The organism is Ruegeria sp. AP11, assembly GCF_056535865.1.
Genome location: NZ_JBQFJB010000001.1, coordinates 2,505,545 through 2,531,951, shown reverse-complemented (window position 1 = coordinate 2,531,951; position 26,407 = coordinate 2,505,545). Strand labels below are relative to the sequence as shown.

30 protein-coding genes and 1 other RNA gene are annotated in these 26,407 nt (G+C 60.6%); 16 read left to right on the top strand and 15 right to left on the bottom strand.

The window, feature by feature from the left end; all coding sequences use genetic code 11:
• Positions 1–58 precede the first annotated feature (58 nt).
• Positions 59–625, bottom strand: coding sequence for a 5-formyltetrahydrofolate cyclo-ligase (locus tag ACR3E4_RS12710; RefSeq protein WP_480530181.1), 567 nt, complete (start codon positions 623–625; stop codon positions 59–61).
• Complete coding sequence (gene mgtE / locus ACR3E4_RS12705) at positions 622–2,016, bottom strand: magnesium transporter (protein ID WP_480530183.1); 1,395 nt, start codon at positions 2,014–2,016, stop codon at positions 622–624. The genes ACR3E4_RS12710 and mgtE overlap by 4 nt, the downstream gene beginning before the upstream one ends.
• A 138-nt stretch (positions 2,017–2,154) precedes the next feature.
• Here mgtE and guaD point away from each other — a divergent pair, with 138 nt between their 5' ends.
• Complete coding sequence (gene guaD, locus ACR3E4_RS12700) at positions 2,155–3,444, top strand: guanine deaminase (RefSeq protein WP_480530185.1); 1,290 nt, start codon at positions 2,155–2,157, stop codon at positions 3,442–3,444.
• A gap of 65 nt (positions 3,445–3,509) precedes the next feature.
• Here guaD and ACR3E4_RS12695 read toward each other — a convergent pair whose 3' ends face one another.
• From ACR3E4_RS12695 to ACR3E4_RS12685, 3 genes are all read right to left on the bottom strand, one after another.
• The gene (locus ACR3E4_RS12695; protein WP_480530187.1) at positions 3,510–4,844 is read right to left on the bottom strand and encodes an 8-oxoguanine deaminase; all 1,335 of its coding nucleotides are present in this window, start codon (positions 4,842–4,844) and stop codon (positions 3,510–3,512) included.
• Between the two features lie 116 nt (positions 4,845–4,960).
• Positions 4,961–5,752, bottom strand: a complete 792-nt coding sequence (gene hisN, locus ACR3E4_RS12690) for a histidinol-phosphatase (RefSeq protein ID WP_480530189.1) — start codon at positions 5,750–5,752, stop codon at positions 4,961–4,963.
• 45 nt (positions 5,753–5,797) lie between these two features.
• The gene (locus ACR3E4_RS12685; RefSeq protein WP_170588513.1) at positions 5,798–6,169 is read right to left on the bottom strand and encodes a helix-turn-helix domain-containing protein; all 372 of its coding nucleotides are present in this window, start codon (positions 6,167–6,169) and stop codon (positions 5,798–5,800) included.
• A gap of 338 nt (positions 6,170–6,507) precedes the next feature.
• On the opposite strand from ACR3E4_RS12685, the gene ACR3E4_RS12680 reads away from it, so the two are divergent.
• The gene (locus ACR3E4_RS12680; protein WP_480530192.1) at positions 6,508–7,467 is read left to right on the top strand and encodes an NADPH:quinone oxidoreductase family protein; all 960 of its coding nucleotides are present in this window, start codon (positions 6,508–6,510) and stop codon (positions 7,465–7,467) included.
• Here ACR3E4_RS12680 and ACR3E4_RS12675 read toward each other — a convergent pair.
• Positions 7,460–8,338 (bottom strand): LysR family transcriptional regulator, encoded by an 879-nt coding sequence (locus tag ACR3E4_RS12675; protein WP_480530194.1) that lies wholly within the window; start codon positions 8,336–8,338, stop codon positions 7,460–7,462. The two genes, ACR3E4_RS12680 and ACR3E4_RS12675, sit on opposite strands and share 8 nt — an antisense overlap.
• A 127-nt stretch (positions 8,339–8,465) precedes the next feature.
• On the opposite strand from ACR3E4_RS12675, the gene ACR3E4_RS12670 reads away from it, so the two are divergent.
• Both ACR3E4_RS12670 and ACR3E4_RS12665 read left to right on the top strand, forming a co-directional pair.
• Positions 8,466–8,684, top strand: coding sequence for a DUF1127 domain-containing protein (locus ACR3E4_RS12670; RefSeq protein ID WP_480567083.1), 219 nt, complete (start codon positions 8,466–8,468; stop codon positions 8,682–8,684).
• Between the two features lie 173 nt (positions 8,685–8,857).
• A complete protein-coding gene (locus tag ACR3E4_RS12665; RefSeq protein ID WP_480530198.1) occupies positions 8,858–9,595 on the top strand; it encodes a Bax inhibitor-1/YccA family protein in 738 nt (245 codons plus the stop codon).
• A gap of 252 nt (positions 9,596–9,847) precedes the next feature.
• Here the strand turns inward: ACR3E4_RS12665 and ACR3E4_RS12660 are convergent, their stop codons facing one another.
• Complete coding sequence (locus tag ACR3E4_RS12660; RefSeq protein ID WP_480530200.1) at positions 9,848–10,354, bottom strand: hypothetical protein; 507 nt, start codon at positions 10,352–10,354, stop codon at positions 9,848–9,850.
• Between the two features lie 184 nt (positions 10,355–10,538).
• Complete coding sequence (gene rpmG / locus ACR3E4_RS12655) at positions 10,539–10,706, bottom strand: 50S ribosomal protein L33 (RefSeq protein WP_037309480.1); 168 nt, start codon at positions 10,704–10,706, stop codon at positions 10,539–10,541.
• Positions 10,707–11,084: 378 nt separating this feature from the next.
• Here rpmG and ACR3E4_RS12650 point away from each other — a divergent pair, with 378 nt between their 5' ends.
• Complete coding sequence (locus ACR3E4_RS12650; protein WP_480530202.1) at positions 11,085–11,417, top strand: GYD domain-containing protein; 333 nt, start codon at positions 11,085–11,087, stop codon at positions 11,415–11,417.
• A gap of 6 nt (positions 11,418–11,423) precedes the next feature.
• On the opposite strand, the gene rnpB is transcribed toward ACR3E4_RS12650, so the two are convergent.
• The 5 genes from rnpB to gatC form a co-directional block, all read right to left on the bottom strand.
• Positions 11,424–11,823, bottom strand: an RNA gene (gene rnpB / locus ACR3E4_RS12645) — RNase P RNA component class A.
• 126 nt (positions 11,824–11,949) lie between these two features.
• Complete coding sequence (locus tag ACR3E4_RS12640) at positions 11,950–12,621, bottom strand: N-acetylmuramoyl-L-alanine amidase (RefSeq protein WP_480530204.1); 672 nt, start codon at positions 12,619–12,621, stop codon at positions 11,950–11,952.
• Positions 12,605–13,309, bottom strand: a complete 705-nt coding sequence (locus tag ACR3E4_RS12635) for a hypothetical protein (RefSeq protein ID WP_480530206.1) — start codon at positions 13,307–13,309, stop codon at positions 12,605–12,607. Before ACR3E4_RS12635 ends, ACR3E4_RS12640 begins: the two co-directional genes overlap by 17 nt.
• A gap of 41 nt (positions 13,310–13,350) precedes the next feature.
• A complete protein-coding gene (gene gatA, locus ACR3E4_RS12630) occupies positions 13,351–14,838 on the bottom strand; it encodes an Asp-tRNA(Asn)/Glu-tRNA(Gln) amidotransferase subunit GatA (protein WP_480530208.1) in 1,488 nt (495 codons plus the stop codon).
• Positions 14,839–14,841: 3 nt separating this feature from the next.
• Positions 14,842–15,129, bottom strand: coding sequence for an Asp-tRNA(Asn)/Glu-tRNA(Gln) amidotransferase subunit GatC (gene gatC / locus ACR3E4_RS12625; protein ID WP_480530210.1), 288 nt, complete (start codon positions 15,127–15,129; stop codon positions 14,842–14,844).
• Positions 15,130–15,341: 212 nt separating this feature from the next.
• Here gatC and ACR3E4_RS12620 point away from each other — a divergent pair, with 212 nt between their 5' ends.
• Together ACR3E4_RS12620 and ACR3E4_RS12615 are read left to right on the top strand one after the other, a co-directional pair.
• Positions 15,342–15,500, top strand: a complete 159-nt coding sequence (locus ACR3E4_RS12620) for a hypothetical protein (RefSeq protein WP_480530212.1) — start codon at positions 15,342–15,344, stop codon at positions 15,498–15,500.
• 152 nt (positions 15,501–15,652) lie between these two features.
• Complete coding sequence (locus ACR3E4_RS12615) at positions 15,653–16,216, top strand: DUF4202 domain-containing protein (RefSeq protein WP_480530214.1); 564 nt, start codon at positions 15,653–15,655, stop codon at positions 16,214–16,216.
• On the opposite strand, the gene ACR3E4_RS12610 is transcribed toward ACR3E4_RS12615, so the two are convergent.
• Entirely contained in the window at positions 16,193–16,870 is a 678-nt protein-coding gene (locus ACR3E4_RS12610) for a ceramidase domain-containing protein (protein ID WP_480530216.1), read from the bottom strand. The two genes, ACR3E4_RS12615 and ACR3E4_RS12610, sit on opposite strands and share 24 nt — an antisense overlap.
• A 57-nt stretch (positions 16,871–16,927) precedes the next feature.
• On the opposite strand from ACR3E4_RS12610, the gene ACR3E4_RS12605 reads away from it, so the two are divergent.
• Complete coding sequence (locus ACR3E4_RS12605) at positions 16,928–17,620, top strand: metal-dependent hydrolase (protein ID WP_480530218.1); 693 nt, start codon at positions 16,928–16,930, stop codon at positions 17,618–17,620.
• A gap of 177 nt (positions 17,621–17,797) precedes the next feature.
• Positions 17,798–18,766 carry an adenylate/guanylate cyclase domain-containing protein gene (locus ACR3E4_RS12600; RefSeq protein WP_480530220.1) on the top strand — a complete coding sequence of 323 codons (969 nt, stop codon included), beginning with the start codon at positions 17,798–17,800 and terminating at the stop codon, positions 18,764–18,766.
• 4 nt (positions 18,767–18,770) lie between these two features.
• On the opposite strand, the gene ACR3E4_RS12595 is transcribed toward ACR3E4_RS12600, so the two are convergent.
• Positions 18,771–19,220, bottom strand: coding sequence for a nucleoside deaminase (locus tag ACR3E4_RS12595; protein ID WP_480530222.1), 450 nt, complete (start codon positions 19,218–19,220; stop codon positions 18,771–18,773).
• A gap of 61 nt (positions 19,221–19,281) precedes the next feature.
• Between ACR3E4_RS12595 and ACR3E4_RS12590 the strand changes: the two genes are divergently transcribed.
• The 7 genes from ACR3E4_RS12590 (at position 19,282) to ACR3E4_RS12560 (ending at position 26,404) form a co-directional block, all read left to right on the top strand.
• A complete protein-coding gene (locus ACR3E4_RS12590) occupies positions 19,282–20,097 on the top strand; it encodes a pseudouridine synthase (RefSeq protein WP_480567082.1) in 816 nt (271 codons plus the stop codon).
• A 175-nt stretch (positions 20,098–20,272) separates the two neighbouring features.
• The gene (locus ACR3E4_RS12585) at positions 20,273–21,187 is read left to right on the top strand and encodes a 5-bromo-4-chloroindolyl phosphate hydrolysis family protein (protein WP_480530226.1); all 915 of its coding nucleotides are present in this window, start codon (positions 20,273–20,275) and stop codon (positions 21,185–21,187) included.
• Between the two features lie 30 nt (positions 21,188–21,217).
• Positions 21,218–22,408 (top strand): toxic anion resistance protein, encoded by a 1,191-nt coding sequence (locus ACR3E4_RS12580; RefSeq protein WP_480530228.1) that lies wholly within the window; start codon positions 21,218–21,220, stop codon positions 22,406–22,408.
• Positions 22,409–22,421: 13 nt separating this feature from the next.
• Complete coding sequence (locus ACR3E4_RS12575; protein WP_480530230.1) at positions 22,422–23,378, top strand: DUF2927 domain-containing protein; 957 nt, start codon at positions 22,422–22,424, stop codon at positions 23,376–23,378.
• A 22-nt stretch (positions 23,379–23,400) separates the two neighbouring features.
• A complete protein-coding gene (locus ACR3E4_RS12570) occupies positions 23,401–24,549 on the top strand; it encodes an SPFH domain-containing protein (RefSeq protein ID WP_480530232.1) in 1,149 nt (382 codons plus the stop codon).
• 34 nt (positions 24,550–24,583) lie between these two features.
• Positions 24,584–25,675, top strand: a complete 1,092-nt coding sequence (locus ACR3E4_RS12565) for a TFIIB-type zinc finger domain-containing protein (protein WP_480530234.1) — start codon at positions 24,584–24,586, stop codon at positions 25,673–25,675.
• 60 nt (positions 25,676–25,735) lie between these two features.
• Entirely contained in the window at positions 25,736–26,404 is a 669-nt protein-coding gene (locus ACR3E4_RS12560) for a nitroreductase (RefSeq protein ID WP_480530236.1), read from the top strand.
• Positions 26,405–26,407 lie beyond the last annotated feature (3 nt).

The following is a 26,407-nucleotide window of genomic DNA, read 5'->3' as shown; positions in this document are numbered from 1 at the left end:
GGCAACAAAAACAACAGAATACCGGGCCGTTACCGTTCTTGTCGCTCGGGACGTTGTTTCAGAAGCTCAGCACGCGGCTTTCGGTGATCACCATATCCAGCGGCTGGTCGGTTGGCTCCAGTGGCAGGCCCTCGTCTTCCTGCGCATCGAAGGCAAAGCCGATGGCCAGCGTCGGGCGCTTGGCGCGCAAGCCCTCCAGTGTGCGGTCATAGAACCCGCCGCCATAGCCCAGCCGCCCGCCCTTCGCGTCGAATGCCACCAGCGGCACGATCAGGATTTCCGGGTCAAAGTAATCATCCACCTCGGGCACCATGGCGCCGAACGGTCCGTCTTTCAGGCCCCCTTCGGGCGTCCAGCGCGAAAAGCGCAGCGGTTGGCCTGCGGCCTGAATGACCGGCACACCAACCGGGCCGTAGGCTGAAGCCTCGGCCATGGCGGGCAGCGGGTCGATCTCGGTACGGATGGGCATGTAACCCGAGATGGGAACGCCACGGTGCCCGGCCAGAACCTCGGACAGACGGCCTGCCGCGCCCGGTGGCCGCGCGTCAAAGGCAGCCTTGCGTCGGGCGAAGGCAGCCTTGCGGGCCGCCGCCTTGATTTCAGTCAGATCGGTCGTATCGGTCACAGTAGCACCACGCTGGCCAGCCCCAGGAATATGAAGAACCCCATGACATCCGTTGTGGTGGTCACAAAGGTCCCCGACGCCAGCGCCGGGTCAACGCCCAGACGGTCCAGCACAACCGGTACTACCGTACCTGCAAAGCCCGCGATGATCATGTTCACGACCAAGGCCGATCCGATCACGACACCCAGAAGCGGAGAATCGAACCACATCATACCCACGGTGCCCAGCACGATGGCAAAGCATAAGCCGTTGAGCATCCCGACCAGCAATTCCCGCCGGATAACGCGGCCCACGTTCGAGCTCGTCAAGTCACGCGTTGCCAGCGCGCGCACAGCGACCGTCAGCGACTGCGTGCCCGCATTGCCGCCCATCGACGCCACGATGGGCATCAGGATCGCCAGCGCCACCAACTGGTCAATAGCCGCCTCGAACTGCGAAATCACCAGCGACCCACAGATCGCGGTAACCAGATTGACCCCCAGCCACGGCAACCTCCGCTTGCTGGTCGCGGCCACGCTGTCCGATATCGAGCTTTCGTCCGAAACACCGGCGAGGCGCAGCATGTCCTCTTCGTATTCCTCATCCAGCACCACCATCGCATCATCAATGGTGATCACGCCGACCAGACGCCCGTCGGTATCCACCACCGGGGCCGAGATCAGGTGATACTGATTGAACGCATAGGCGACGTCTTCTTCGTCCTGATCGACCGGGATGATGTGGAATTCTTCTTCGGCAATGTCCTGCAGCAAAACTTCGCGCCGGGTTGCCATCAGCTTGCCCAGCGTGATCTGCGCAACGGGTTTCAGCCGTGGATCGACCAGAATGACATGATAGAACTGCTCGGGCAGATCGTCGTTGGCACGCATGAAATCGATGGCCTGCCCCACCGTCCAGTGCTCGGGCGCCATGACCACCTCGCGCTGCATGAGACGGCCCGCCGAGTTCTCGGGATAGGACAGCGCCTGTTCCGCTGCGATCCGCTCGGAATCTTCCAGTGCGTCCAGAATGGTCTCTTGCTGCGGCTCTTCGAGGTCTTCCAGCAGGTCGACGACATCGTCGCTTTCCATATCCCGAACAGCGTCTGCCAGCACGTCGGGGTTCAGGATATCGATCACCTCTTCCCGAACCGACTCGTCAAGTTCGGACAGGATGTCGCCGTCAAATTCCTTGTCATACAGGCGGATCAGCCGGGACCGTTCATAGGGGTCGATCTGTTCCAGAAGGTCGGCGATGTCGGCCGCGTGCAGCGGATCCATCAACTCGATCAGCTTGTCGCGATCCTCGACCTCCACCGCATAGAGGATGGCCGCAACGGTTCGCATGTCCAGCGCATAGGCGTCTTCATCCCGGGGCTGATCGTGTCCGGCTTCGTCAATGCCTGTGGTCATGCTCTGCCCCTCATTCCGCGCGATTGCTTCTTGATAGAAGAAGCAGCTACCGGAAAACAATGACAATGCTCGGATTTACCCGCATCTTTCGCCCCCCTATGCTGAAGAACGGTCCAAAACACGCGGAGAACAGGGAAAATGGCGCAAAAGACGCTTTTGAAAGGGCGCGTACTGAGCTTTGACGGATCGCCGTTCGAAGGCGAGCCGACCGATGCAGTAGCGTTGCACGAGGCACTTGTGATCGAGGACGGACGTATCGCAGCGTTGGGCTCGGCATCGGATCTTGGGCGGGCGCATCCTGAGGCAGAGATCGTGAACTATGGCAGCCATCTGATCATGGCGGGTTTTATCGATCCGCATGTGCATTACCCTCAGACCGCGATGATCGCCAGTTGGGGCAAGCGACTGATCGACTGGCTGAACAGCTATACCTTTCCTGAGGAAATGAAGTTCGGCGACATGGCTTATGCGTCGGAGATCGCCAACCGTTATCTGGACCTGACCGCCGCCCATGGTACCACGACAATGTGCAGCTTTTGCACCATGCATCCCGAAAGCGTGGATGCATTTTTCTCGGCCGCTCAGGCGCGGGGCCAGCGGGTGGTTGCGGGCAAGACCTGCATGGACCGCAACGCCCCCGAGGGTCTGCGCGACACCGCGCAAACGGCATATGATCAGTCGCAGGCGTTGCTGGAGAAATGGCACGGCATCGACCGGCTGTCTTATGCCATCACGCCGCGCTTTTCACCGACCTCGACGCCGGAACAGCTTGAGGCGATGGGGGCGCTGTGGGGGGAATACCCGCATTGCCTGATGCAGACCCACCTGAGCGAACAGACGGATGAGATCGAGTGGGTCCGGTCCCTCTTTCCCGATGCGCGGGATTATCTGGATACGTACGAACAGTTTGGTCTGCTGCGCAAAAACGGGCTTTATGGCCATGTCATCCACCTGGAACAGCGCGAGCGGGATCGGCTGCGTGAGATGGACGCGGCGCTGATCCATTGCCCGACCTCGAACACGTTCATCGGGTCAGGATTGTTCGATATGGCAGGCTTGATGCGCGAAGGCCATCGTGTCGGGCTGGCCACGGATACCGGCGGCGGGTCCAGCTTTTCCATGCTGCGGACTATGGCTGCGGCTTATGAGATCGGTCAGCTGCGGGGTGTCCCGCTGCATCCGGCACAATTGCTTTGGCTGGGGACCGTCGGCTCGGCCCGGACACTGCATATGGACGATTGCATCGGCAATGTCGCGGCTGGGATGGAGGCGGATCTGGTCGTCCTTGATCTCGCCTCGACCCCGGCAATCGCGCAGCGTGAAGCCTGTGCAGAGGATTTGTGGGAAGCGGTGTTTCCGACCATCATGATGGGGGATGACCGAGCGGTGGCCGATGTCTGGATCGGTGGCTCAAAGGCGCAAACGTAAGAGGGACGCGCCTGCGGCGCGTGCCTCCGGCGGGAGTATTTTTGGCCAGATGAAGGACGGATCCGCTAGTCGATCAGAGCGCGCGCGAGACGGTTCTGCGTTTCGATTGCCTTTGGCAGATCGATTGTGGTAATCTGACCATCGCGGACAATCTGACGACCTTCCACGAAGAGGTGTTTAACGACGGTTGGTCCCGCAAGCAGCAGGGCCGCCGGATCCCAGCTGCCGGCGCTTTCGATGCCAGAGACATCCCAGATGGCAATGTCGGCGCGTTTACCTTGCATCAGTCGGCCACAATCGGGGCGGTTCAGAACATCCGCGCCACCGCGCGTAGCGATCTCGAGCGCTTCGCGGGCCGACATGGCGTCGGCCCCGTTCGCGACCCGTTGCAGCAGCATGGTCTGACGTGCCTCTGACACCAGATTGCTGCAATCGTTGCTGGCCGATCCATCAACCCCGAGCCCGACCGGAACACCCTGGTCGCGCATCGCGCGGATCGGGGCGATGCCCGAACCGAGGCGGCAGTTGGAACAGGGGCAATGGGCAACACCTGTTCTGGTACGCGCAAAGAGATCGATCTCGGCCCCGTCGAGTTTCACGCAATGGGCGTGCCAGACATCCGATCCTGTCCACCCGAGGTCTTCGGCATATTGGCCGGGGCGGCAGCCGAACTGGGCCTGTGAATAGGCGATATCCTCATCATTCTCGGCAAGATGCGTGTGCAGCATTACGCCTTTATCGCGGGCCAGAAGAGCCGCGTCGCGCATCAGTTCACGGCTGACAGAGAACGGAGAGCACGGAGCCAGACCGACACGGCACATCGCCCCATCGGAAGGGTCGTGGAAGGCATCGACGACGCGGGTCATATCCTCGAGAATAGCCGCCTCGGCCTCGACCAGCGCATCGGGCGGCAGGCCCCCATCGCTTTCGCCGATGCTCATGGCGCCACGTGTAGGGTGGAACCGCAGACCCAGTTCGGCGGCGGCGTGGATCGTATCCTCGAGCCGCGCGCCGTTCGGATAAAGGTACAGGTGATCGGAACTGAGCGTACAGCCCGACAGCGCCAGTTCCGCAAGGCCGATCTGGGCGGAGACAAACATCTCTTCCGGGCCAAAGCGGGACCAGATCGGATAGAGCGTTTGCAGCCAGCCAAACAGCAGCGCGTCCTGCCCGCCGGGCACCGCGCGTGTCAGGGTCTGATAAAGATGGTGATGCGTGTTCACCAATCCGGGCGTCACCACACATCCCGAGGCATCATGGATCTCTCCGACAGTGGTCAGGCCATGGCCAATCCGGGCGATTTGCCCGTCTCGGATCAACAGATCGGCACCCGCCAGCTCTTGCCGCGAGTCGTCCATCGTCAGGATCAGATCGGCGTTCTTAATCAGGAATTCGGTCATTTTCTTGCACTCCCGCATAGGCCCGTCTCATGCGTGAAGTGCAGGGCTGGTGGAAAACGGGCGTAAGAACCAGCCATATATAGTTTAAGGATTCCGTGGCATGACGGCAACCGAATTTAGTACTGACGCAGGATATCCAGTGCAGCAGCATGCAGTTCACGCGTGGCAGCCGCCAGCACGCGCCCACCTTCATGAACAGGGTTGCCCTGCCAGTCGGTGACGACACCCCCCGCAGCTTCGATCACGGCTATCGGGGCCTGAATGTCATAGGCATTCAGCCCAGCCTCGATGACCAGATCGACCTGCCCCGCTGCCAGCAGCGCATAGGCATAGCAATCCATTCCATAGCGGGTCAGTTTTGCCTGCGAGGCAACTGCCCGGAATGCTGCGGCCTCGGCCTCGGACCCGACCTCGGGGAAGGTGGTGAAAACGATGGCCTGATCCAGCGTACGTGTCGGACGCGTCGCAAGCTCAGCATGGCCCAGGGGACCTTGAACAAAGGCCTGCCCGCCGCCGCCGACGAACCGTTCACCAATATAGGGCTGGTCGATCACACCCAGCATCGGGCCGGATTCATCGCTCAGCGCAATCAAGACACCCCAGGTCGGTGTGCCGCTGATAAAGCCGCGCGTGCCGTCAATCGGATCCAGCACCCAGACGCGCCCGCTGGTGCCGATGCTTTGTCCGAACTCTTCGCCAAAAATGCCGTCGTCGGGGCGATGTCTGGCCAGAACCGCGCGCATGGCCTGTTCAGCCTCGCGATCCGCGACGGTCACCGGATCAAACCCATCGGCAAGCTTGTTGTCCGTTTGCAGGTTGGTCTGACGGAAATACGGCAGAATGGCCGCCCGCGCCGCGTCGGCCATTTTTTCTGCTATCTCAAGATCACTTAGTGGGGCGTGTTGCATGGCAATTCCGTGCGGTTATCGCCCCGCGAAGTCAAGTCGATTGTATCAGGCGACGTCGCTGAGCACGCGGGCCAGTTCAAACAGCCGGCGGCGCTGATTTTCCGGAATGGCGTAATATGACCGCACCAGATCGAGCGCTTCCTTGTCGCCCATCAGGTCGGCAGGCACGGATTTCTTATCGGCGTCCGATTTCTGCGTTTCTTCCAAGCCTTCGAAGAAGAAGCTGACCGGTACATCCAATGCCTCGGCAATGTCCCACAGGCGAGACGCGCTGATCCGGTTGGCACCCGTTTCGTATTTCTGGATCTGTTGAAACTTAATACCAACTTGCTGCGCCAACTGCTGCTGGGTCATGCCAATCAGCCAGCGGCGATGCCGGACGCGTTTGCCCACATGGACATCGACGTGATGGGTCATTGGTAGTCTCCTTTACACAAACACCTGTCCGGGAAAACGCGACAACAGCCGTCGCCGCCAAGTTAGCGGGTCGCTGCTTAAGAACTCCCTAATTCGGATCGTGCCCCCCGAACAGCACCATAGCAACAATATTGCCGCATTGATTATTTTTTTCAAGCGGGTTGAATCGCTTATCCCGTACAGTGGTTTGTGGTTGTACGCGCCGCAGACAGTCAAAGCGTTTCCTCAATCGAAACAATAGGCGCTCCATCTGCATCGAAATCCGACGGTATTTCTGATGGGAATTGACAAAGCGCCTCGCCGATACGCCTATGTCGATCAAAACGCGGAGAGCGACCATGCTGGCATATCATATCAGGACCAAAGGGGCCGCAGCGCAGTTGTGCGAGGTCGATCTGCCCGCCCCGGCCGAGAATCAGATTCGCGTCACAATCAAAGCATGCGGCCTGAACTTCGCGGACCTGCTGATGCAGAAGGGCACGTATCAGGATACGCCTGATGCGCCGTTTACGCTGGGAATGGAGATCGCCGGGATTGTTGATGAAATCGGAAACAATGTCACGAATCTAAGGCCCGGGGATCACGTTGCTGTCTATTCGGGTCAGGGTGGGCTGGCCGAATCAGGCGTTTTTGATGCCGCGCGGGCTGTTCCGCTGCCCGATTCCATGAGTTTCGAGGATGCTGCCGCAATCCAGATCGCCTATGGCACCAGCCATATCGCCCTGGATCACCGGGCCCGTCTGCAGCCGGGTGAAACGCTATTGGTGACGGGCGCCGCGGGCGGGGTTGGCCTGACCGCTGTTGAGATTGGCAAGCTGATGGGCGCGACGGTCATCGCGCAGGCGCGCGGTGCAGACAAGCTGGCCGTGGCGCAACAGGCCGGGGCAGATCACCTGGTCGACGCGGACGAGGATCTGCGCGCGCGCGTTCTGGCACTGGGTGGCGCGGATGTCGTCTATGACGCGATCGGCGGCGATGTGTTCAAGGCCGCATTCCGCGCAACCAACCCCGAGGGCCGCATTCTGCCGATCGGATTTGCCGGTGGTGACGTGCCACAAATTCCTGCCAACCACTTGCTGGTCAAGAACCTCAGCGTGATCGGCGTCTATATCGGAGGGTATCTGACTTTCCGGCCCGAAGTGGTGTCCAAGAGTTTTGAAACCCTGTTCCGCTGGCATTCAGAGGGGAAAATCAAACCTCATATCAGCCATGTTCTGCCCCTGCAGGAGGCAGAACAGGGTCTTGAGTTGCTGCGCGCTCGTAAATCCACCGGGAAAGTGGTCATTCAGATCAGCTGACAGCCTTCAGCGGCTGTGCGCCCGGGCGCGCGAAGTTCTGGCGCAGCAGATTGGCAAGCTCACCCACATATTCCTCACGCACGCGCTCGGCCCCGTAGAGGTTGATGAACTGTACCGGCAATTCCGGCAGCACGCCTGCATGATCGATCAACTCCTGATGGCTTGGCTGTGTGCCTTCCAGCAGTACACCCACGGCAAGATCGGCGCTGACCGTGGCCTCGACCGTGCGGTCCGAGTCGCTGTCGATGCTCATGTCCCACTCGATCCCCGCATCGTCCAGCGCCGAGACCGCAACCGGACGGAAGATGCAGTTCCGGCAGAACCCCAGACGCAGCGGCTTTTGCCGCCAGGCCGACCCGTTCAACGCCCCAACCCAGCGTAACGGCATGTGGTGCAGGGTTTCGGCCCCGTCACCTGCCCCGGATTCGGTTGTGACGATCAGATCGAACGCACCGCGCGCGAATTCATCTTTCAATTGGCGTGTATTCGACGTCACGAGGTTGACACTGACCCGCGGAAAACTCGCATTGAAGCGCTGCAGCACCCGCGGGATGAACGGATGTACCACATCATGCGGCACGCCCAGCGTTACCTCTCCCTCAAACGCCTGATCGGTCAGGCGTCCGATAACTTCGTCATTCAGGGCGATCATACGGCGGGCATAGGCCAGCAACTGCTCACCCGAAGCGGTCAGCGCGATGGTGCGGCCCGAGCGGTCCAGCAACTCAAGCCCCAGCAATTCCTCCAGACGCTTGAGCTGCATCGAAACGGCTGATTGCGTCAGGTGCAGGAATCCAGCGGCCCGTGTCACGCCGCCGTAATCGGCAACCGCCACGAATGAGCGCAATGTGGTGATGTCCAGATTTCGCATCTTCACGATCCTTTATGAGTCAGTTCATAAACATTCATTTCCAAAATATGTCAGAGTGATCCATATAGATCAAGGAAATTGATTGAAGCTGTATGTTTCATCAGACAACCACGAAAGGGCAAAGATCATGACCCATATTGCTATCTCAACCCACCGCCCCGTTCGAAACAAGGCGTTTGGCAAACGGATGCTCGGCTTGCTCAACCTCGCCCGGCAGCGCCGCAAGCTTGCGCAACTTGATGATCGTGCGCTCGACGATATCGGCATCACCCGCTCCGAGGCCGAGGCCGAGGCCAAGCGCCCGATATGGGATGCCCCGGACAGCTGGCAAAAACACCTGTATTAATTGAGAAATAAGAAGCATTTGGCGGCGTTTTCACAACTGCCGCCAAATTTGCTGACAGTTTTGCTGAGAATTGGTCCTAAAACTCTTGAAACACGGGCCGCACTCTCCGATATTTGCTGGGAAACCGGCCTGTAATCGCAGGCTGAGAACAGAATATTGAAGGGAGACCCTTTATGGCACAATTCGACACGATCCGGACGGCGACCGGTGCGCGCGCCGCCGAGATTGATGAGGGCCTGCGCGCCCATATGAACAAAGTCTATGGCACTATGTCCATAGGCATGCTGATCACCTTTGCGGTGGCCTGGGCCGTTGGCACCAGCCCGCAACTGCTGTCCATTTTCCGTGATCCGGTGACACTGAGCCCGAATATTCTGGGCTGGGTCGTGATGTTTGCACCGCTTGGCATGGTGTTTGCCTTCGGCGCTGCCATCAACCGCCTGTCCGCCGCCGGCGCGCAGCTATTCTTCTACGCTTTCGCAGCCGTCATGGGCCTGTCGATGAGCTGGATTTTCGTGGCCTTCACCGGCATCTCGATCGCGCAGGTATTCCTGGTGACCTCGATCGCCTTCGCAGGCCTGTCGCTGTATGGCTATGTGACCAAAAAAGACCTGTCCGGCATGGGCACCTTCCTGATGATGGGTGTGATCGGTCTGGTGGTTGCGATGATCATCAACCTGTTCCTGCAATCGCCCGCGATCATGTTCGCGGTGTCGATCCTGGGCGTGCTGATCTTCGCCGGTCTGACCGCCTATGACACGCAGAACATCAAGAACACCTACCTGCAGATGGCCCATGCGGGCGATCAGGAATGGCTGGGCAAAGCTGCCATCATGGGCGCGCTGAACCTGTATCTGGACTTCATCAACATGTTCATGTTCCTGCTGCAGCTGCTTGGAAACCGCGAATAACGCGGTTGCATATCGCAAGCCGAAGGGCGGGTCAGAAACGACCCGCCCTTTTTTTGCCCCCCAATGCCTGCTGCCTTTCTGTTTCCGACAGACATCAATCGGCTATTGCCATTGCTGCATCAGGTTTACGATCTGCGCCTGAAACACCAACCCCAACGCCATGATACTCACCGAATGGCAGTATGGTGATGCGCAACAAAAAACCCCCGCCGCTATGGCGGGGGTCCGGGATGTACTGGGGTCTTGATTTGGTCAGCTGCAGTTCAGCGGCACTGCAAAGCCCGAGCTGTTCTTGGACGAGCCCCGGCGATAGACCTGGCCCGCAGGCAGGCAGCCGGTAAAGCGTTCGGTCTGCGCGCCGAAGGCCGTACCGATAGAATTATCTACCCGCGTGTCGCCCTCGGCGGTGCGCAGCACTGCGTACAGAGTGTTGTTCACCTCAACGGTGCTCAGCAACAAAGTGGTGCTTTGACCGGACATCTGAACGGCGGTGGTGTCGGTGCGGCCTCCGTTTTCGATCGCAACCTTCGCCAGCTTGGACGGGTCGGTTTCTTCCGAAGCAACCCGGACAGGCGGAAGCTCGGCCAGTTCTGCCGGAATATTCGTGGCTTCAGGCACAAATGCTGCGGTGCCTTTGACGTCAGAGATCGTGCGCGGTTCGCCATCAATGCCGGTGAACCCGACGCCTTCGCGGTTGAACGGGTCTTCACAGGCTGACAGGGTCAGAACGGCAAGGGCGGGCAACAGGATTTTTTTCATGGCGGTCAACATTTTGGAAAGGGTTGCTGAAGCGTAGCGGCAGGGAATGCGAAAAAGCAAGCCGCCGGAAGTCAGAACACCCGATTGCCTGATGCGCCCCTGCAACGCCCGCGGCACAGCCCAAACAGCAAAAAGGACCCTGCCCGGCAGAGTCCTTCTTAATAATTCATGTCAGAGGGCAAGATTACTTGATCTTGCCTTCTTTGTACTCGACATGCTTCCGAACGACCGGATCGTATTTACGAATGGTCATTTTCTCGGTCATGGTGCGTGCGTTTTTCTTGGTCACATAGAAGTGGCCCGTGCCCGCGGTCGAGTTCAGACGGATCTTGATTGTCGTCGGCTTCGCCATGGTTATCTCCTGCGTCCGAAAAGGCAGGGCCCTTCGGTTGAATTCCTATGAGCGTGCGCTTTTACCCGCTCATGCGCCCGAGTCAACCGGATTCGACGGGTTCCCGGAACAATTCCTCGCTGACCGGGGCGCGTCTTTGCTTGGTGAGTTCACGGGTTTGTGATACCGTGCGCTGCAAACGGCCTGAGGGGGAAGGCCGTATACGGGTTCAGCAGTCATATTGGACGCTCACCCACCTGCACCGCTCACACTATTGCATTGATCCGGTCGTGTTTTCGACGGGGTGTATTTGGGTTTTGCGTGTCGAAGCACGCGAAACGGCCACGGAGCCGGTCGCATAAGAGGTTCCGCACAACTTGAAGCTCAAAGGAGATATTCATGCCTGTTTTCATCACCTACGCCTCCTATTCGGCCGAGTCCGTCAAGGCGATCATGGCCAATCCGCACGATCGGACAGGACCCGTCAGAGCTCTGATAGAGAAAGCGGGTGGAAAGTTGATTTCCTTTTACATTACCACCGGCAGCAACGATGCAATTGTGATCACTGACATGCCCGATGGCACCGATGCTGTTGCGGTCGGAATGGCTGTTACCAGCACGGGCGCGGTGTCCAGTATCGAAACCGTCCGGGCCTGGTCTGCTGAAGACTTTGTTTCGGTGGTCGAGAAAGCGGCGGCACTGACCGAATCCTATACGCCACCAAGTGGCTGAGGAAATATGCGCGGAGGGCCTGTAAGCCGGATCCTGTTCCGGGGTTGCCCCCTTCGATGACCATTCCTCTAGGCCGCGCATTGCTGCGCGGCTCAAGCTGCCAACCCGGTCCCTCTCGGCCAAGGCGAGCCTAGCGGCGGTATCGGTTTGCACCGACCGGCCCGCGCGGGGACCCTATTCGGCATTGCTCCCGGTGGGGCTTGCCGTGCCGCCGCTGTTGCCAGCGGCGCGGTGGGCTCTTACCCCACCGTTTCACCCTTACCCTGGGCCGAGGCCCCTGGCGGTCTGATTTCTGTGGCGCTTTCCGTCGGGTTTCCCCGCCCGGGCGTTACCCGGCACCGTTGCCTTGTGGAGTCCGGACTTTCCTCTCGGGCCATGCGGCCCCAGCGGCCATCCGGCCCTCCGCGCACTGGGGTGGGTATGTTGTGCGCCCGGCGGCGTCAAGAGTGGTTGGGATGGTGAAGGGGCCAGCCCCTTCTTGGCCTGCGGCCAATTCAACCCCGAGATATTTTTGGCCAGATGAAGCGGCGGATCAGATTGGTTTTTGAGCCGGACCGAGCGTTTTGAGATCATCGGGGTGCAAAGGGCCGCTGGCCCAGGGACGGTAGCGCAGGCGTGTCGATCTGAGCAGCGTGTCGTCGTCGACCGCTGCCGTATAGCCTCGGTTTTGCGCCAGTGTGTGGAAACTGTCCTGAGTTGGGTTGGCGGTGCCGCGCGGGGCGGCGATGCCCTGTAATTCCAGTCTCTGCCAGTCAAATCGAGGGCCCGGGTCGGTTTTGCGCCCGGGCGCCATATCGGAATGCCCGATGACACCTTCAGCGGCGATACTCCATCGGTCCATGATTTGCGGCAGCAGACGATCCAGAACAGCCATCTGAGGCTCGGCAAATGGGTGTGCGCCTGTATTATCCAGTTCAATGCCGATGGAGCGGGAATTTATGTCTGTTTGCCCGCACCACTCCCCTGCCCCGGCATGCCACGCGCGGTCTTCTTCGCGCACCATCTGCCACAGCGTGCCATCAGACCCGATCAGGTAATGGGCGGACACTTCGTGAGCCGGGTCGCATAGGCGATCCAAAGCGGCCTGAGCGCTTTCCATGGCTGTATAATGCAGCACGACCAGCGTCGGGCGCAGACCATCCCGGCGGGGGCCGAAATTGGGCGACGGGTGCCAGATCGGAGGGCGCTTAGTTATTGACGGCACTGCGGAACGGGCTGGGGTCCCAGCCGCAGGCATAGCCGTCGCCATCCGGATCCAGCCCTTTGCGATCACGCTGTGGACCGCCATTCGACAGGAACTCGATCTGGGCCTGATCGGGCGAAGCGAACTGCGCGCAGTTGCGCTGTGCCTTGGCCTGCAGATTGAACCCCGCGCGGCTGTAAAGCTGGGTGCCGACGGGGTTTGAAGTGCTCAGTGCGTATTGCACGATATTGGGCTGCCCGTCAGAGCCCCGGTCGGGTACCGCAGTCGGGGCGACAACCTCATAGGTCTGCCGGTTTTGCTCGATCCTCGCGGCATCGTCGTCGATGCTGCGCCGATTCGAGACGGCCGCAAAATCCTGCTCGTCCGAGATGGCGGTGTTGTTTGTAGCGGTCAGAGGAGCGGCAGGCGCAGTCTGATCAGAGGTGTTGGCCAGAGCAATCGCCGTCTGGTTTGCAATGTCAGACGCATCACCGGTCGGCACACCGTCGACTGTACCCTGTTCTGAAAGAGGCTGTTCCGAGATCGCCTCGGGCGGCAGAAGCGGATTGCCGGACAGGCCCTGACCCGCCAGTTCAGCCTCGCGCTGTGCCTGATATTCCGGTGTGTTGAACCCGCTGCCCGAAACGGGGGCAACGGTTTCACAGGCCGCCAACAGCCCAAGGGCCGGGATCAGAAGCGTTTTGCGCATTGGGCTGCTCCGGTTTTCTGGTGTCGTTTCGGGCTTGAGGCTTACCACCATTTCCCGGGCTTGGCCACAAACCCGGCAGCGTTTTCCAGCGCATAGGCGGTGTTGAGCAGATCGCCCTCGTCCCAGGGACGCCCGATCAGTTGCAGACCCAGCGGCAAGCCTTGCTTGTCCAGCCCTGCAGGTACCGAGATGCCCGGAAGGCCGGCAAGGTTCACGGTCACGGTGAACACGTCATTCAGATACATCTGAACCGGATCGGCCTCGGTCATCTCGCCCAGTCCGAACGAGGCCGACGGCGTGGCCGGGGTCAGGATGGCGTCGACGCCCGCGGCAAAGACGTCCTCGAAATCCTTCTTGATCAGGGTGCGGACGCGGCGGGCGCGGTTGTAATAGGCGTCATAGAAGCCTGCCGACAGCACATAGGTGCCGATCATGACACGGCGTTGCACTTCGTGCCCGAAGCCTTCGGCGCGGGTTTTCTCGTACATCTCGGTGATGCCATCGCCCTGCGCCAGTTGCGCGCGGCGGCCATAACGCACGCCATCATAGCGCGCGAGGTTGGAGGATGCCTCGGCAGGGGCAATCACATAATAGGCAGGCAGCGCGTATTTGGTGTGCGGCAGAGAGATATCGACGATCTCGGCCCCTGCATCCTTCAGCATCGCCGCGCCATCGGCCCACAGCTTTTCGATCTCGGCGGGCATACCGTCCATGCGGTATTCCTTGGGGATACCGATTTTCTTGCCCTTGATGTCACCGGTCAGCATCGCCTCGAAATTCGGGACGGTCAGTTCGGCGCTGGTGGAATCCTTGGGGTCATGGCCGCACATGGTTTCCAGCATGATCGCCGCGTCGCGGACGTTCTTGGTCATCGGCCCGGCCTGATCCAGCGAGGACGCGAAGGCGACGATGCCCCAGCGCGAGCAGCGGCCATAGGTGGGCTTGATGCCGGTGATGCCGGTGAAGGCGGCGGGTTGGCGGATCGAGCCGCCGGTATCGGTGCCGGTCGCCGCCAGACACAGGTCGGCGGATACGGCTGAAGCCGAACCGCCCGACGAGCCGCCGGGTGTCAGTTGTGCATCGTCATTGCCACGCCGCCACGGGCTGACCGCGTTGCCGTAAACCGAGGTCTCGTTGGACGAGCCCATGGCAAATTCGTCCATGTTCAGCTTGCCCAGCATCACCGCTCCGGCATCGGCCAGTTGCTGCGACACGGTGGATTCGTATTCCGGCTTGAAGCCTTCCAGAATTTTCGACGCCGCCTGCGAGGGCACGCCCTTGGTGCAGAACAGGTCCTTGATTCCGATCGGCAGGCCGCACATCGACGGCGCATCGCCCGATTTGATACGTGCGTCCGCTGCCTTGGCGCGTTCCAGCGCGATCTCGGGTGTCTTGTGGACGAACGCGTTCAGCGCGTCGGCTTCATCAATCGCTTTCAAGCAGGATTCGGTCAGCTCGACCGAGGTCACATCGCCCTTGCGCAGCGCGTCGCGGGCCTCGGCCAGGCCCAGTTTGTTCAGATCGCTCATGTCTTACTCCACCACTTTGGGGACTGCGAAGAACCCTTCGCGCGCGTCGGGGGCGTTGGCCAGAACCTTGTCCTGCTGGTTGCCATCGGTGACCACATCCTGACGCCGTTTCAGGCGCATCGGCTCGACCGAGACCATCGGCTCGACGCCTTCGACATCCACCTCGTTCAGCTGTTCGATGAACCCGAGGATGTTGTTGAACTCGGACGCCAGCGCAGGCAGCGCGTCATCCTCGACCTTGATCCGGGCCAGTTTGGCCACCTTGGCGGCGGTGCTTTGGTCAATCGACATCGGAAACCCTCATATACGCTTAAGCAGGGCGTTTACCTGTCTGCCGCAGCACTCGCAAGACCGCTGCTGGCATAGGCGACGCAAATCGGCCCATGCATTTATGAATTGCCGGTATTCACAAAAGTAAACCAATTAGTTCACTTACGATCTTGAAATACTGAACCGCACAGTTCACCTGATGGATATGACCCACACAAACCGGGAGAACACCCATGAAGACCTTCGTCACCGCCCTTGCCCTGTCTGCAACCGTTCTGACCGCTCCGGCCATGGCGTTGGGGATCGGCGCGGATAACCTGACCCGTACCCTCAGCTTCCCCGAGCCGGTATCGGAACCCGTGACCAAGGGCCAGTCTGCACCGGGCAAGTAGCCCGGTCCGGCGCGCCGGATCAGTCCCCCCTCCTGATCCGGCGCAGATGCAATTGACGGCTGTACACGCCGCAACAAGCCGTTAGCATGGTGTTGAAAACCCAGCCGAACCGCCCCGAAGGGCGATAGCCCGGCAAGCTAACGGAGCGAAAAATGAGCACTCGCAAGCAAGCAGTTCTGGACGCAATCGACGCGGCCAATGCGCAGGATCCCAATCTTGAGGATGGCCAACCCGAGGCGCTGCTTTATGGTCAACGCATGAGTGCCGAACTGGACCGGCTATTCCCCGACGCATCGGATGCCCTGCAGATCGCCGCGCGCGGGCAGCATGTCGAGCGCTGGAAGTTGAAGCGCACCGAATATCCCGAAGGCCGCGCGGGCTATCTTGCCTGGCGTAAGGCGCAGGGGGTGTATCACGCCGATGTCGTGCGCGGCTTGATGGAGCAGGCCGAGTATGGCGCGGATCAGATTGAAGCTGCCGAGAAGATGCTGCGCAAACAGGGCATCAAGCGTGACGACGAAGTGCAGGCCCTTGAGGATGTGATCTGTTTCGTATTCCTGAAATGGTACTTCGCCCCCTTCGCAGCCAAGCACTCGGCCGAGAAAATCCAGCGCATCGTCGAGAAAACCGCACTCAAGATGTCGACCGAAGGCCGCGCGCGGGTTCTGGATGAATTCGATCTGCCTGACGCATTAGCCGCCGCTTTTCGGGACTGACGCGAAACGTTTTGAAACGATGGCCCTGCGATAGACCTCGATCATCCAGCCCAGCATCGTGGCATTCAGGATGTGCCACATGAAATGCGTCCCCATCGGCAGGCGCGCGCAGATCGGCTCATCCAGCGCGCGAAATGTGATCGAGGCGATCAGGATCATCGCCCCGATCGCCAAACCACGAGCGGTTTCCGGCTCTTTGTGGCGCAAAAGGACAGCGTAAATGAGAATCAGCAGCGGTACCGGGGCATAGACCGCCGAGCCCCCAAGTCCGGGCACCAACTGGAAGACCGGAACGGTCAGGGCTGCGTAGGGAAAAAACAGGCTGGTCAGCCCCAACGCATATAGCGTTCGCATTCCCCAGACATCGCGGTTCACCGCATATATATAGATCAGGATATACAGCAGGATCGGAGCGACATCGGCCATTGCCGCCCAGACCTGCGCATAGGTGTGAAACAGATAGCTGCCAATCCCGATCAGCGCCAGAACCATCACCAAAGCCATCGCCAGCGGCATCCCCTGCCCGCGGACGCGCCGCCACATGACAAATGCAGCGATCAGAAACGCCGCGTTGGTTACGGCATTGATCGGCTCGGCCCAGTATGCGGGCGACAGGCGCTCACAATAGCCATCGATTTCCTGCGTCCAGTCCATGGATTTTTACATAGCCGATGCTAGGCTGGCTCCAAGCATAAAGTGGGAGGGACCTTCATGAACATCATCTGGCTGGGGCACGGCAGCTTTCGCATTGAAATCGCAGGGCAGGTTTTGCTGATCGATCCATGGCTGACCGGCAACCCGGCGCTGCCCGAAGATCAGCATGATGCCGCGGTCGCGGATGCGACGCATATTCTGCTGACCCACACGCATTTTGACCACGTTGTTGATGTGCTGCCCCTTGCAAAGCACCTGAAGGTTCCCGTCGCCGGGCAGTATGATCTGATGGGATACTGGGCCGAGGCTGAGGGCATCGAGACCGTCGGCTTCAACAAAGGCGGCACGGTGGATCTGAACGGTGTGATAGTTTCGATGGTTCCGGCCTCGCACAGCTCGACCTTCTCGACCCCGGATGGGCTGCGGACCGGGGGCACCGAGGTCGGCTATATGATCGCAGCCGAAGATCGCATGCTCTATGTCTCGGGCGATACCGACATCATGGCGGATATGGAGTGGATGGGGGATTACTACAAACCCGATATCGGCATCTTGTCGGCGGGTGGCCACTTTACCATGGATATGAGGGGCGCGGCTTATGCGGCCAGACGGTATTTCAATTTCAAGACGGTGATCCCGTGCCACTATCAAACCTTCCCGATCCTTGAACAATCTGCCGAGGCCTTGAAAGACGGGCTGCCGGGGGTCGATGTGATCGAACCTAAGGTCATGCAGGCGATCACGCTCTGATGCCCATGCGGTTTGGACGAGTCCGCCACCCTAAGACGCCACTGAGCAGCTGGAGCATATGGCCGTCCGCCCGAGGCACCCTGAATGGTGTCCGGCAATCACCGACAGATGTATGCTGATGGCAAAGGGCGGCCCGCCGCCGTCTGAAATCCCGCGTGAAAGGATGGTGAAAACCATATGAAACAGCCCATCCGCCCTTCACCCGAATTGATCGCTGTGGTGCGGCGCTGGAACGCTGCAGTTCATGATAAAGACGGCCCTGCGCTGTTCAACATGCTGTCAACCTCAGAGCATTTGCGATACCAGGGTACGGCTGAAGGAGAGTTCTGGTCCGGCTCTCTGTTTCGAAAGGGCTTTCCCGATCACGTCGCCGAAATCCCGGACTATGACTGGCAAGAGCATAGCCTTGAGGCCTTCGAATGCGGCGTGGTTGGCTGGGCCCATTGCGTTGCAACGTTGCGCTTTGCCAACAATCAGAAGGCTATGGTGCACAGGTTTACCTTCGTCCTGCACCTCGAAGATGGCGTGTGGAAGATGGTTCATGTCCACGTATCCAACCCGATTCCCAATATGGAGAAAATCGGTATTGAACATAAGGCGCTGGATGCTCTGATTGCTGCCGCGCGCGAAGGGTTTCGTCAAGATCAGCGCGAAGGCATGGCTTCGGTCATGTTCACCGATATCGTCAATTCATCCGCCATCGCCGAGAAGCTGGGAGACCGGATATGGACCGACGCAATCCACAAGCATTTCGAACTGGCGCGCGAGGCTATCGAATCCCATGGCGGAACGCTGGTGAAATCGCTGGGGGATGGCACCATGTCCAGCTTCACCTCGGCCCGGGCGGCGTTGATGGCCGCAACAGACCTGCAGCGGCGCAACGCGGCGGAACAGGTTGAACCGACCCTGCAGATTCGCGCCGGAATACATACCGGGGACGTGATCCAGACCGATGATGACTTCTTTGGAACGGTGGTAAACAAGGCCGCCCGGGTCGCATCTGCAGCCGCGCCGGGCGAGGTCTGCGTGTCAGACGCGACCCAGCTTCTGGCGGAGGGGCAAGATGAGCTGACCTTTGGCCCGCCTCGGTCAGTTACACTGAAAGGTCTGCCCGGCAATCACACGGTTTACAGCCTGAATTGGTAGCGTGCTAGCGCCGTCCCGCGAAGAATTCCCTCAGCAATCGCTCGGCCTCTTCCGCCCCGATCCCGTCATAGATTTCGGGTCTGTGATGCGCCTGCGGATGCGAAAACACCCGCGCACCATGGGCGACCCCGCCGGATTTCGGGTCGGACGCGCCGTAATATATCCGCCGGATGCGCGCAGCGGCCAGCGCGGCGGCGCACATGGCGCAGGGTTCCAACGTGACGTAAAGGTCATGATCCGGCAGCCGCTCCGACCCGGCTAGCGCACAAGCAGCGCGCAGGACCTGAATCTCGGCATGCGCAGTGGGGTCGTTCAACTCGCGGGTACGGTTCCCATCTGCGGCCACCACCTGCCCATCGGGCGCGACGATCACCGCGCCGACCGGCACCTCGCCCCGGTCTGCCGCCGCCTTTGCCTGCTCCAGCGCCTGTTTCATGTGGGATCTGAACTCCATGCCTCTGACTGCCCCAGAAACCTGCCTTTCGCAAGCCGCCGGGATAGGCTATGGCCGGGGGATGACACAGACCCCTCCTCCCGGCGACCGGATCGCCAAAGTGCTGGCCCGCGCCGGTGTCGCCTCGCGCCGCGAGGCTGAACGCATGATCGAAGCCGGTCGTGTAACCGTGAACGGCAAGGCGATCAGCAGCCCGGCGCTGAACGTAACCGCCAAGGACAGGATCACCGTCGACGGCAAGCCGGTGTCTGAACCCGAACCTTCGCGCCTGTGGCTGTATCACAAGCCACCGGGTCTGGTGACAACGGCGCGCGACGAAAAGGGGCGCAAGACCATCTTTGACGACCTGCCCGAGGACATACCGCGGGTCATGAGCGTCGGGCGGCTCGACCTGAATTCGGAAGGATTGCTGCTGCTGACCAATGATGGCGGCATCAAGCGCAAGCTGGAACTGCCCGCAACCGGATGGCTGCGCAAGTACCGCGTGCGCGTGAATGGAAGGCCCAAGGACGAGGATTTCGATCCGCTGCGCAAGGGTCTGGTGATTGACGGAGAGCGGTTTCAGCCGATGACCGTCTCGCTGGACCGTCAACAGGGGGCGAACGCCTGGCTGACCATCGGTTTGCGCGAGGGCAAGAACCGCGAAATTCGGCGCGCCATCGAAGATATCGGCTATGTGGTGAACCGGCTGTTGCGGGTCTCTTATGGCCCGTTTCAGTTGGGCGATCTGAAATCCGGCGAGGTCGAGGAGATCCGCCGCCGCGTGATGCGGGACCAACTGGGCCTCGGCACCGAGGATGGCGACAAGACCCCGGCCAAACGCCCGGCCCGGCCTCAGCGCAAAAGACCGGCGATCGGCAAGAAACCTCGCAAGTGATGCAGGTTAAGCAACCTTCCCCCTAGCGCCAAGCCCGCGCATCGCCTAACTTTTCTGTGAAAGCCACAGTTGGGGGGCGCCATGTCCGGCACCGGAGTACAAAAATTGGCCTATGCAGCCCTGTTGGTGCTGCTGTTCGGCGTCTGTACCGGCCTTTTGGGGGGCCTGTAGGGATATGGCCAAGCGGTACGGCGGCAAATTCAGCCCTCAGGGTGACGCGCCCACGCGGGAACAGCCTGTGCGCGGACAATTTGATGGTGCCCGCGTCGAACCTGCGGGTGCACGCGCGAATGTGCTGTTCGTCCCCGCGATTCCGCTGGTGTTCCTGTCGCTGAACGATGGCGCAATCGGGATGACCATCGGCCTGGTTGCGGCCGGCCTGCTGACCGCCGCCGCCTTTCTGTTGCGCGAAGGACTACGGGCCGAAAGCGCCTATCACGCGCGTCGAACCGCGCGCAGGCCAGCGTTTCCGCGCAAGATATTTGCCAGTGTTCTAACTGGTTTGGGGGCTGCTTTGGCCTCGTACCGGACCGAGTTTCTGGATGCCGAAACGGCCTCGCAGACCAGCCTGTTGGCGCCGGTCCTGTTTGGCATCGCTGCGACGGTTTTGCATTCCGTCTCGTTCGGACTTGATCCGATGAAGGATAAGGGGATGGAGGGCATAGACACTTTCCAGCAGGATCGTGTCGCGCGGGTGGTCGAGGATGCAGAAACCCATCTGACCGAAATGACCGATGCGATCAAACGCGCCGGTGACCGCCGGATCGAGGCGCGGGTCGAGCGTTTTCAGGACACAGCCCGCGATCTGTTCCGCACGGTCGAGGAAGATCCGCGCGATCTGGCTGGTGCCCGAAAATACCTGACGGTTTATTTGCAAGGTGCGCGTGATGCGACCGTGAAGTTCTCGGACGTTTATGCCCGGACCCGTGATGCGCAGGCGCTGCAGGATTATTCGGCCCTGCTGGACGATCTGGAACAGAATTTCGCGGCCCGCACGCGGAAAATGCTATTGGATGACCGCAGCGATCTGACGGTTGAAATTGATGTGCTGCGCGATCGGCTGCAGCGCGAAGGCGTCCGGTTGGACTGACCGGCCACTATTTGAGCGAGGATTATCCCCATGTCCGATGATATCAAGAACAAAGCGGTCGAGGCCGAAACGCTGGTGCAGGAAGTCACCGCCGTCACGCTGCCCGAACCGCAAGCAGACATTGTTCCGCTGGAAGAAGCTGACGAGCCCGTTGGGGCCGAAATCCGCAAGCGGATGAATGAGATCGACATGGGCAATACCAACTCGATCGTCTCGTTCGGATCGTCCGCTCAGGCCGAGCTGCAGGAGATCAGCCAGGCGATGCTGGCCGATGTGCGCAATAAGGATGTGGGTCCGGCTGGTGACAGCCTGCGGAATATCGTGACCACCATTCGGGGATTTTCAGTTAGTGAACTGGATGTCCGGCGCGAGCGTAGCTGGTGGGAAAAGTTGCTTGGCCGTGCCGCGCCCTTTGCCAAGTTCACCGCTCAATATGAAAGCGTGCAGGGACAGATCGACAAGATCACCGACGATCTGCTGGGGCACGAGCACACGCTGCTGAAAGACATCAAATCGCTTGATCTGCTCTATGAAAAGACGTTGGAATTCTACGACGAACTGGCGCTTTACATCGCCGCGGGTGAGGAAAAGCTGACCGAACTGGACAGCCAGGACATTCCGGAAAAAGAGGCTGAAGTTCAGGCCGCGCCCGAGGACCAGCAGGTGATGAAGGCGCAGGAGCTGCGTGATCTGCGCGCCGCCCGCGATGATCTGGAGCGCCGCGTGCATGACCTGAAGCTGACACGGCAGGTGACGATGCAGTCGTTGCCCTCGATCCGTCTGGTGCAGGAGAATGACAAGTCGCTGGTGACCAAGATCAACTCGACTTTGGTCAACACCGTGCCGCTGTGGGAAACGCAGCTGGCACAGGCCGTCACCATCCAGCGCAGCGCCGAAGCGGCTGCCGCCGTGCGCGATGCCAATGACCTGACCAACGAGTTGCTGACCTCGAACGCAGCCAATCTGCGCGAGTCGAACAAGATGATCCGCGAAGAGATGGAGCGTGGCGTGTTCGATATCGAAGCCGTCAAACAGGCCAATGCGGACCTGATCGGCACGATCAACGAAAGCCTGGCCATCGCAGATGAGGGCAAGGCCAAACGCGCCGCAGCCGAGCAAGAGTTGCAGAAGATGGAAGCGGAGCTGCGCGATACGCTGGCCTCCGCCAAGGCACGACAGGACGGGATCGGCGACAATGCCGGGACGGCCGTGCCCGGTTAAGGAAACAACGCGCGTGCGACCGGTTCTCAGGTTCAAAATTGCCGTGCTTGGTCTGTCGCTACTGGTTCTGGCCGGTTGTGACGAGGTGCTGACAACCTCGGTTGTGCCGGAACCGCGCCCGGTGCAGCCGCAGACGCCCGGCAACGCATATGTCGCGCCCTCTGCCGCAAGCCTTGATCTGGCGCGGTACTATGAGAGCGTGCAGAACAACCTGTTGACGCGCGGGTTGCTGCGCATAGATGGCGGCGGGCCGGATACGCCGTATGATGCGGATGATCTGGCGCGCAATTTCGAAGCCATCGCGTTCTACTCTGAGTATCCGGGCCAAGGTGTTTCCACCGGCGCGCGCCGGACCAGCCGACAGCTCAGCCGGTGGTCGGGCGCGGTGCGTATCAAACCCGAGTTTGGCCCCTCGGTCGCGCCTGAGGTTCGGCAACTGGATGCGGCCCAGATTGATCGCTACGCCGACCGGCTGTCGCGGCTGACGGGTCATCCGGTCTCGACCGCCAGTCGCAATGCGAATTTTCACGTATTCGTCGCGGGCGAAGACGATACGGCCTATGTGCAGGAACGGTTGCGGCAACTGATCCCCGGTATCGGGCAGGCGCAGCTTGATCTCTTTGATCAGCTGCCCCGGTCCTTCTATTGCTTCGTCTTCGCCTCGGCCTCGAACGGTGCGCCGCAAACCTATACGCGGGCGGTCGCCCTGATCCGGTCCGAGCATCCGGATCTGGTGCGGCTCAGTTGCATTCACGAAGAGATCGCGCAGGGGCTGGGGCTGCCGAATGACAGCCCCCAGGCCCGCCCGTCGATCTTCAATGACGACGACGAGTTTGCCCTGCTCACCAGCCATGACGAGAAGCTGCTGACCATCCTCTACGACCCGCGCCTGCGCGCGGGCATGACCGCCGACGAGGCGCGCCCGGTGGTCCGTATCATCGCACGCGAATTGATGGGGCAGTCGCTCTGACCCCGAAGACAGGAGAAATCCAATGGGAATTTTTGATTTTCTGACCGGCGAATTCATCGACGTCATCCACTGGGTCGATGACACCCGCGACACCATGGTCTGGCGGTTCGAGCGCGAGGGGCACGAGATCAAATACGGTGCCAAGCTGACCGTGCGCGAAGGACAGGCGGCGGTATTCGTGCATGAAGGGCAGTTGGCGGATGTGTTCACGCCCGGCCTGTATATGCTGGAAACCAACAACATGCCGATCCTGACGACGCTGCAGCATTGGGACCATGGGTTTCAGTCGCCGTTCAAGTCAGAGATCTATTTCGTCAACACGACGCGATTCAATGACCTAAAATGGGGCACCAAGAACCCCATCATGCTGCGCGATCCCGAGTTTGGGCCGACCCGCATCCGGGCCTTTGGCACCTACACCGTGCGGGTGAAGGACCCTGCGAAGTTCCTGGTCGAGATTGTCGGCACTGATGGTGAGTTCACCATGGACGAGATCAGCTTTCAGATCCGCAATATCATTGTTCAGGAATTCAGCCGTGTGATTGCCGGGTCCGGCATTCCGGTGCTGGACATGGCCGCCAACACCGCCGATCTGGGCAAGCTGATCGCGGCCGAGGTTTCGCCCGTGCTGGACAGCTATGGGCTGGAGATGCCCGAGTTCTATATCGAGAACATCTCGCTTCCGCCTGCGGTCGAGGCGGCGCTGGACAAACGGACCTCGATGGGGCTGGCGGGTGATCTGGGCAAGTTCACCCAGTATTCGGCGGCCGAGGCGATGACGGCTGCGGCCAACAATCCCGGTCAGGGCGGCGGCATGGGTGCCGGCCTTGGTATGGGAATGGGCATGGCAATGGCACAGCAGATGTCGAACATGGCAGCGGGTCAGCCGCGCGGTCCGTGGGGCAGTTCCGCCCCCGCTGCGCCGCAACCCGCAGCGCAAGTGGCACCGCCGCCCCCTCCACCCGTTGAGCATGTGTGGCATATTGCGGTTGACGGGCAAACCAGCGGGCCGTTCTCTAAGGCCAGGATGGGCCGTATGGCTGCCGACGGAGAGTTGACGCGCGACACCCATGTCTGGACAGCCGGTCAGGATGGCTGGAAAAAGGCGGGCGATGTGCAGGAGCTGGCGCAGTTGTTCACGATCCTTCCACCTCCGCCTCCGGGTGCGTAAACCGGTCGCTGACAACTCAGATCGAGGGGCTGGAATGGCCGAAGACGAACACCGCTTTCCCTGCGATCAGTGCGGGGCGGATTACCGGTTTAATCCGGGTGACGGGACGCTCACCTGCGATCATTGCGGCCATTCCGAACCCATCGGATCGGGCCCGTGGGGCGGCGCCAGTTTGCGCGAGCTGGATTTCGATGCAGCCATCGCAGAGCGGCTTCCGGACAGCGAGATCGAAGAAACCCGCGTTCTGACCTGCCCAAACTGTGCCGCGCAGGTCGAGTTCGACCCGAACACCCATGCCGCGGAGTGCCCGTTCTGTGCCACCCCGGTGGTGACCGACACAGGCGTGAGCCGTCACATAAAGCCGCGAGGCGTGCTGCCGTTTGCGCTGGATGAGCGCAGCGCGCACAAGGCGATGGGCGACTGGCTGGGGCGGCTTTGGTTCGCGCCGAACGGCTTGAAAGAATATGCCCGCAAGGGCCGCAAGATGCAGGGTATTTATGTGCCCTATTGGACTTTTGATGCCGATACCAAGTCCCGCTATAGCGGCGAGCGCGGAGTGGTATATTACGAAACCCGCACAGTAATGCGGGATGGCAAGCGCGTGCAGCAGCAGGTCCCCAAAGTGCGCTGGACACCGAAATCCGGACGCGTTGCGCGGTTCTTCGATGATGTTCTGGTGCTGGCCTCTCGGTCGCTGCCGAAATCCTATACGGATGCGCTGGAACCCTGGGATTTGCCCGCGCTTGAGCCTTATCAGCCGGAATATCTGGCTGGATTCCGGGCCGAGGCCTACACGGTAGAGCTGCAGGAAGGCTATTCCGAGGCGCGCGCGCATATGGCCCGCGTCATCGAGCGCGATGTCCGCTTTGATATCGGCGGCGATCGGCAGCGTATTCATGCGGTCGAAACCGATGTGCGCGATGTGACATTCAAACACATCCTGTTGCCGGTCTGGATGGCGGCGTACAAGTATCGCGGCGAAACTTATCGTTTTGTGGTCAATGGCCGCACCGGACGCGTTCAGGGTGAGCGGCCGTGGTCCGCCATCAAAATCACCATCACGGTTGTGCTGGGTCTGCTGGTCGCGGCAGGTGTCGGCTATCTGGTGGCCACAGGTCAGCAATAGCGGCCTTGCGCATCACGCGCGCCAGGGTCATCTTCGCGGTGACCGGACCGGAGGGACACCGTGACATTCAAAGCGTTGAACCAGTTGCTGCATGCGCGCCATTCCTGCCGGGCATTCAAACCCGATCCGGTGCCGCGCGATCAGATCGAACAGATTGTGGCCAGCGCCAGCCGCGCCCCCAGTTGGTGTAATGCGCAGCCGTGGCAACTGACGATCACCAGCGGGGCCGAGACCGACGCGTTCCGCGCGGCGCTCCTGCACGAGGCTGCGAACGGCATCCCATCCCCTGACCTGCCCTTCCCCACCCGCTATTCCGGCGTCTATCAGGACCGGCGCCGCGCCTGCGGATGGGCGCTTTATGACGCTGTCGGAGTTGAGAAGGGGGATCGCGCCGCCTCGGCCCGGCAGATGATGGAGAACTTTGCCCTGTTCGGTGCGCCCCATTGCGCGATCCTGTCGAGCCCGGCAGAACTGGGTGCCTATGGCGCGATGGATTGCGGTGGCTTCGTGACCGGGTTTGCGCTGGCAGCGCAGGCTCTGGGCGTGGCCAGTATCCCGCAGGCAGCGGTCGCGTCTTACGGCCCTTTTCTGCACCGGTATTTCGATATCCCCGAGGATCGGCTGATCCTCTGCGCCATCTCATTCGGCCACCCAGACACCGAGCACCCGGCCAATGCGTTTCGCACGGGCCGTGCTGCGGCAGACCAGATTATCGAATGGCGCGGGTAAATC

Bases quoted from the DNA above. Each gene is read 5' to 3' on its own strand.
- mgtE (WP_480530183.1), bottom strand. From the start codon at position 2,016: ATGACCACAGGCATTGACGAAGCCGGACACGATCAGCCCCGGGATGAA.
- guaD (WP_480530185.1), top strand. From the start codon at position 2,155: ATGGCGCAAAAGACGCTTTTGAAAGGGCGCGTACTGAGCTTTGACGGA.
- ACR3E4_RS12695 (WP_480530187.1), bottom strand. From the start codon at position 4,844: ATGACCGAATTCCTGATTAAGAACGCCGATCTGATCCTGACGATGGAC.
- hisN (WP_480530189.1), bottom strand. From the start codon at position 5,752: ATGCAACACGCCCCACTAAGTGATCTTGAGATAGCAGAAAAAATGGCC.
- ACR3E4_RS12685 (WP_170588513.1), bottom strand. From the start codon at position 6,169: ATGACCCATCACGTCGATGTCCATGTGGGCAAACGCGTCCGGCATCGC.
- ACR3E4_RS12680 (WP_480530192.1), top strand. From the start codon at position 6,508: ATGCTGGCATATCATATCAGGACCAAAGGGGCCGCAGCGCAGTTGTGC.
- ACR3E4_RS12675 (WP_480530194.1), bottom strand. From the start codon at position 8,338: ATGCGAAATCTGGACATCACCACATTGCGCTCATTCGTGGCGGTTGCC.
- ACR3E4_RS12670 (WP_480567083.1), top strand. From the start codon at position 8,466: ATGACCCATATTGCTATCTCAACCCACCGCCCCGTTCGAAACAAGGCG.
- ACR3E4_RS12665 (WP_480530198.1), top strand. From the start codon at position 8,858: ATGGCACAATTCGACACGATCCGGACGGCGACCGGTGCGCGCGCCGCC.
- ACR3E4_RS12660 (WP_480530200.1), bottom strand. From the start codon at position 10,354: ATGAAAAAAATCCTGTTGCCCGCCCTTGCCGTTCTGACCCTGTCAGCC.
- rpmG (WP_037309480.1), bottom strand. From the start codon at position 10,706: ATGGCGAAGCCGACGACAATCAAGATCCGTCTGAACTCGACCGCGGGC.
- ACR3E4_RS12650 (WP_480530202.1), top strand. From the start codon at position 11,085: ATGCCTGTTTTCATCACCTACGCCTCCTATTCGGCCGAGTCCGTCAAG.
- ACR3E4_RS12635 (WP_480530206.1), bottom strand. From the start codon at position 13,309: ATGCGCAAAACGCTTCTGATCCCGGCCCTTGGGCTGTTGGCGGCCTGT.
- gatA (WP_480530208.1), bottom strand. From the start codon at position 14,838: ATGAGCGATCTGAACAAACTGGGCCTGGCCGAGGCCCGCGACGCGCTG.
- gatC (WP_480530210.1), bottom strand. From the start codon at position 15,129: ATGTCGATTGACCAAAGCACCGCCGCCAAGGTGGCCAAACTGGCCCGG.
- ACR3E4_RS12620 (WP_480530212.1), top strand. From the start codon at position 15,342: ATGAAGACCTTCGTCACCGCCCTTGCCCTGTCTGCAACCGTTCTGACC.
- ACR3E4_RS12615 (WP_480530214.1), top strand. From the start codon at position 15,653: ATGAGCACTCGCAAGCAAGCAGTTCTGGACGCAATCGACGCGGCCAAT.
- ACR3E4_RS12610 (WP_480530216.1), bottom strand. From the start codon at position 16,870: ATGGACTGGACGCAGGAAATCGATGGCTATTGTGAGCGCCTGTCGCCC.
- ACR3E4_RS12605 (WP_480530218.1), top strand. From the start codon at position 16,928: ATGAACATCATCTGGCTGGGGCACGGCAGCTTTCGCATTGAAATCGCA.
- ACR3E4_RS12600 (WP_480530220.1), top strand. From the start codon at position 17,798: ATGAAACAGCCCATCCGCCCTTCACCCGAATTGATCGCTGTGGTGCGG.
- ACR3E4_RS12595 (WP_480530222.1), bottom strand. From the start codon at position 19,220: ATGGAGTTCAGATCCCACATGAAACAGGCGCTGGAGCAGGCAAAGGCG.
- ACR3E4_RS12590 (WP_480567082.1), top strand. From the start codon at position 19,282: ATGACACAGACCCCTCCTCCCGGCGACCGGATCGCCAAAGTGCTGGCC.
- ACR3E4_RS12585 (WP_480530226.1), top strand. From the start codon at position 20,273: ATGGCCAAGCGGTACGGCGGCAAATTCAGCCCTCAGGGTGACGCGCCC.
- ACR3E4_RS12580 (WP_480530228.1), top strand. From the start codon at position 21,218: ATGTCCGATGATATCAAGAACAAAGCGGTCGAGGCCGAAACGCTGGTG.
- ACR3E4_RS12570 (WP_480530232.1), top strand. From the start codon at position 23,401: ATGGGAATTTTTGATTTTCTGACCGGCGAATTCATCGACGTCATCCAC.
- ACR3E4_RS12565 (WP_480530234.1), top strand. From the start codon at position 24,584: ATGGCCGAAGACGAACACCGCTTTCCCTGCGATCAGTGCGGGGCGGAT.